The 3,240-nt window shown below is 59.2% G+C and carries 4 protein-coding genes; 1 reads left to right on the top strand and 3 read right to left on the bottom strand.

All coding sequences use genetic code 11. The features are described from left to right. Positions 1-228: IS3 family transposase (locus tag CK240_RS17200; RefSeq protein ID WP_167650103.1), on the top strand; the 228-nt coding region annotated here is incomplete at its 5' end. Here CK240_RS17200 and CK240_RS17195 read toward each other — a convergent pair. The 3 genes from CK240_RS17195 to CK240_RS17185 form a co-directional block, all read right to left on the bottom strand. Beyond that, positions 225-1,505 carry a calcium-binding protein gene (locus tag CK240_RS17195; RefSeq protein ID WP_167650102.1) on the bottom strand — a complete coding sequence of 427 codons (1,281 nt, stop codon included), beginning with the start codon at positions 1,503-1,505 and terminating at the stop codon, positions 225-227. The genes CK240_RS17200 and CK240_RS17195 overlap by 4 nt on opposite strands. An 83-nt stretch (positions 1,506-1,588) precedes the next feature. Then, positions 1,589-2,770 (bottom strand): hypothetical protein, encoded by a 1,182-nt coding sequence (locus tag CK240_RS17190; protein WP_095641500.1) that lies wholly within the window; start codon positions 2,768-2,770, stop codon positions 1,589-1,591. A 204-nt stretch (positions 2,771-2,974) separates the two neighbouring features. After that, a partial coding sequence (locus tag CK240_RS17185) for an integrase core domain-containing protein (RefSeq protein WP_167650101.1) occupies positions 2,975-3,240 on the bottom strand: 266 nt, incomplete at its 5' end.

Raw genomic sequence — 3,240 nt, 5'->3', positions numbered from 1 at the left:
CGAATGAACCGCACGATCAAGGACGCGACCGTCAAACGCTTCCATTACGACGATCACGACCAGCTCCGCACCCACCTGTCAGACTTCATGGCAGCCTACAACTTCGCCCGCCGGCTCAAGACCCTCGGCGGGCTCACACCGTATGAATACATCTGCAAGATCTGGACATCCGAGCCAGACAGATTCATCCTAAATCCGATCCACCAGATGCCGGGACTGAACACCTAGGTTCCTCTTCGACCAGCTGGGGCGTCTGTCTTTCCCAAAGCACGCAAGACACGCACAAGACGGGTGAGCAGAACTCTGGCGACAGCCGCGTGCAGCTGATGAGGCTGGGTGACGGCAGCCAAGCGGGGACCCACGATCCAGTAGAACCTGACGAAGCCCCGACCGGCCGCCGTGCGGACGAGGTAATGGTCCCTGAACTGGCGTAAAGCCACAACATCGGGGTGCAGCCGATCACCATAGGCGGCGGTTGCAACGAAACAGCCTCCACCTGAGGCCGAATTGTAGTCCTGGGGGTTCTCCACAGGCGGATCCGGCACGTGATCGTCATCATCGGGAAGCGGGTAGCTTGGATCAGGCCCAGGCTCCTGCGGGCCCGGTCTAGGGTCGTCCGGATCTGTATTTGGGTTCGCGGGACCCGCTTCCGGGTCTTCAAGGGCAGGAGGCGGGTCGGGGGGCGTGGGAGTGGGCTTCTCCGGCGGGTCTGTGTTTTTGGGAATGATGTTCTCGATGGCCTCTTCGGCTGCCTGCCAGCCTTCGAGATTGCCCACGAGATCGCTAAAATCCGACGCCTGCCCATAAACTTCAGTGATTTGTTCCTGTGTCAGACCAGAGAACACGTTTTCAAGTGATGCGTCGATCTGCTCGGCGGGTCGGAAGTCGATCACAAGATCCGACATCTGGTCGAGCAGGCCTGCGCCGCCCAAGAAGCGGATCTCCTGCCCGCCCGGTAATGCGAGAAGCAGATCTCCCTCATTCACGGAGAGAGCGCCGCTCAATGCCTGACCGCCCTCAAACACCCCCCCCAATCCGATCGCATCATCTGCAGAAAAGTTGGAAACCTCGATGTTCTGGGCGCCTGTGCTCAGAATGAGATCGCTGCCCGGTCCGGCATTGATGGCCGTGACCTGGTCGTCGTCGTTGTCCTGCACCAAAACCAGATCATCCCCCTCTCCTCCGTCGATCGCATCGGAGCCGTGATTCGTGATCAGCACATCGTTGCCCTGTCCCCCGGACAGGACGTCGTGTCCGTGGCCGCCTGTGATGACATCGTTGCCAGCGGCACCATCCAGCGTGTCATCACCCACGTGACCCCGCAGGATATCCTCGCCTGTTCCGCCGGTGATCTGGTCATCCACCATCCCAGTCCGAGGGTCCGTGACGTTGTGCGCCCCTTCCAGCACCAGATCCTGTCCAGGTTCCGTGATGGTGATCATTATGACGTCACCCGGCGCGAGAACCAGGTCGTCTCCCACTGCATCTTCCGTGCGGACATTCATGTCCCCGCGGGAATCCACCGACTGACCAGGACGTGGGGTTTGGTTGGACTCGTCGTAAGATGTAGTAGGAGAGTCCGCCGAGGTCATGTGATGAACCGAGAGGTGGCCGCTACCGTCCAGATCGGAAACGTCGATGGTAGCGCTAGCGTCGTTGCGGTTGTGCAGAAAGACGATGCGCTGGCCGTTCCCGTCAAACCCGGTATGTTGACCTGATCAGGAACCCCGAGCCCGACCACCGCGTCGCTGTCGTCAATCACGTGCTTGCCGATCAGGTGGCTTTCGGCCAAGTCGTAGATCTGCCCCATCGGAGTCGCGATCACCTGGGTGCCTTCAGCCTTCTCGTGCTTGCTCGGCCGGGAGTCGTAGAGCTTGTTGGACTGCCACCCGTACTGGGTGCCCCAAGTGTAGATCTCGTCTATACCGCTTTCAACAAACTGACCGAACGTCTCGATCCAGTGGCCTGCCTGGTCCGTTCCCATGGGACCGTCCTTGCTCATATTGAACTCGGACAGTGAGAGCTTGAGGTCTCCGAAGCCCTCCATCCCTTTGAAGACCTCCATTGTCTTCAAGTTGCGGTTGACCTTGCCGTCCACACCATCCAAGGCGTTCGGATAGGCGTGCTGGTAGATGGCTGTGACGAGTGGACGCGCTTCGTCGGAGATGGCCTCAGCGATCTGCTTGCTTTCGTCAACACCGCCCGGGCGCCAGGAGGCGCCCGCCTGAATCCCTATACCTGCTGGTTCCCAGTGGCTCCCGAGCTGATCGGCCAGGCTCGTGTTGAGGTCGTGAAGGCCCATGATCTCGTGGGACGCGATGGTTCCGTAATCAGCGGCGTCGATCGTGGACCAGTATTCGTTGCCGATCTCAAAGCCTTCGATCTTGGCCTCAGGATACTCGACAAGCGCCTTCTCGAGTTCGTCCAGATACTGGTCGAACCCCGCCGTGTTGAAGGTCTTGCTTGCCTCGTCCCAGAACTGGAAGGTCGGGACAACGATCGTGAGGCTGGAACCATGATCAATTGAGAGCTGAAGCGCCTCCCGCATCGTCATGACATAGCTGTCGGACCCCGGATCCATCGGCGAGCCGAAGACCTTCGAGAGACCTCCATTCTCCCAGGTCTGGCTCTCGGTCACGGATCCCCCAGGATAGCGGAAGCTGCTGAAGTCCATTTCCTTCAGCATCTCCTGATAGGCCTCGCCTGGAGTGGCGCTGTCACGCGTGAGGACGATATTGCCGCCAAAATGGGATTGGGTGATGGCCGTCATCTGCGCCTCATCGAAAAAGCGAACGCTCCTCTGCGTTCGTCTTTACGATGAGGTAGTCGCCCTAAAATTCAGCTAAGCAGGCTTTAGCCAGGGTGCGGCGAATAGCTAAAACCTTAGCTGAATACGGGAGTCTCTGAGCCTACTAAATTTCGACGACCCCTCAGGCAGTTCCGCAGACGCAGGGATATGCGTCCAATCAGTTTCCTAGGTGTTCAGTCCCGGCATCTGGTGGATCGGATTTAGGATGAATCTGTCTGGCTCGGATGTCCAGATCTTGCAGATGTATTCATACGGTGTGAGCCCGCCGAGGGTCTTGAGCCGGCGGGCGAAGTTGTAGGCTGCCATGAAGTCTGACAGGTGGGTGCGGAGCTGGTCGTGATCGTCGTAATGGAAGCGTTTGACGGTCGCGTCCTTGATCGTGCGGTTCATTCGCTCGACCTGGCCGTTGGTCCCGACCTGGCCGTTGGTCC

It is taken from the genome of Paracoccus salipaludis (assembly GCF_002287065.1).
GTDB classification, from domain to species: Bacteria; Pseudomonadota; Alphaproteobacteria; order Rhodobacterales; family Rhodobacteraceae; genus Paracoccus; species Paracoccus salipaludis.
This window is presented reverse-complemented; position numbering and strand designations above follow the sequence as displayed.

Coding starts and splice junctions, on each gene's coding strand:
- CK240_RS17195 (WP_167650102.1), bottom strand. CDS start 1,505: ATGAATGTCCGCACGGAAGATGCAGTGGGAGACGACCTGGTTCTCGCG.
- CK240_RS17190 (WP_095641500.1), bottom strand. CDS start 2,770: ATGACGGCCATCACCCAATCCCATTTTGGCGGCAATATCGTCCTCACG.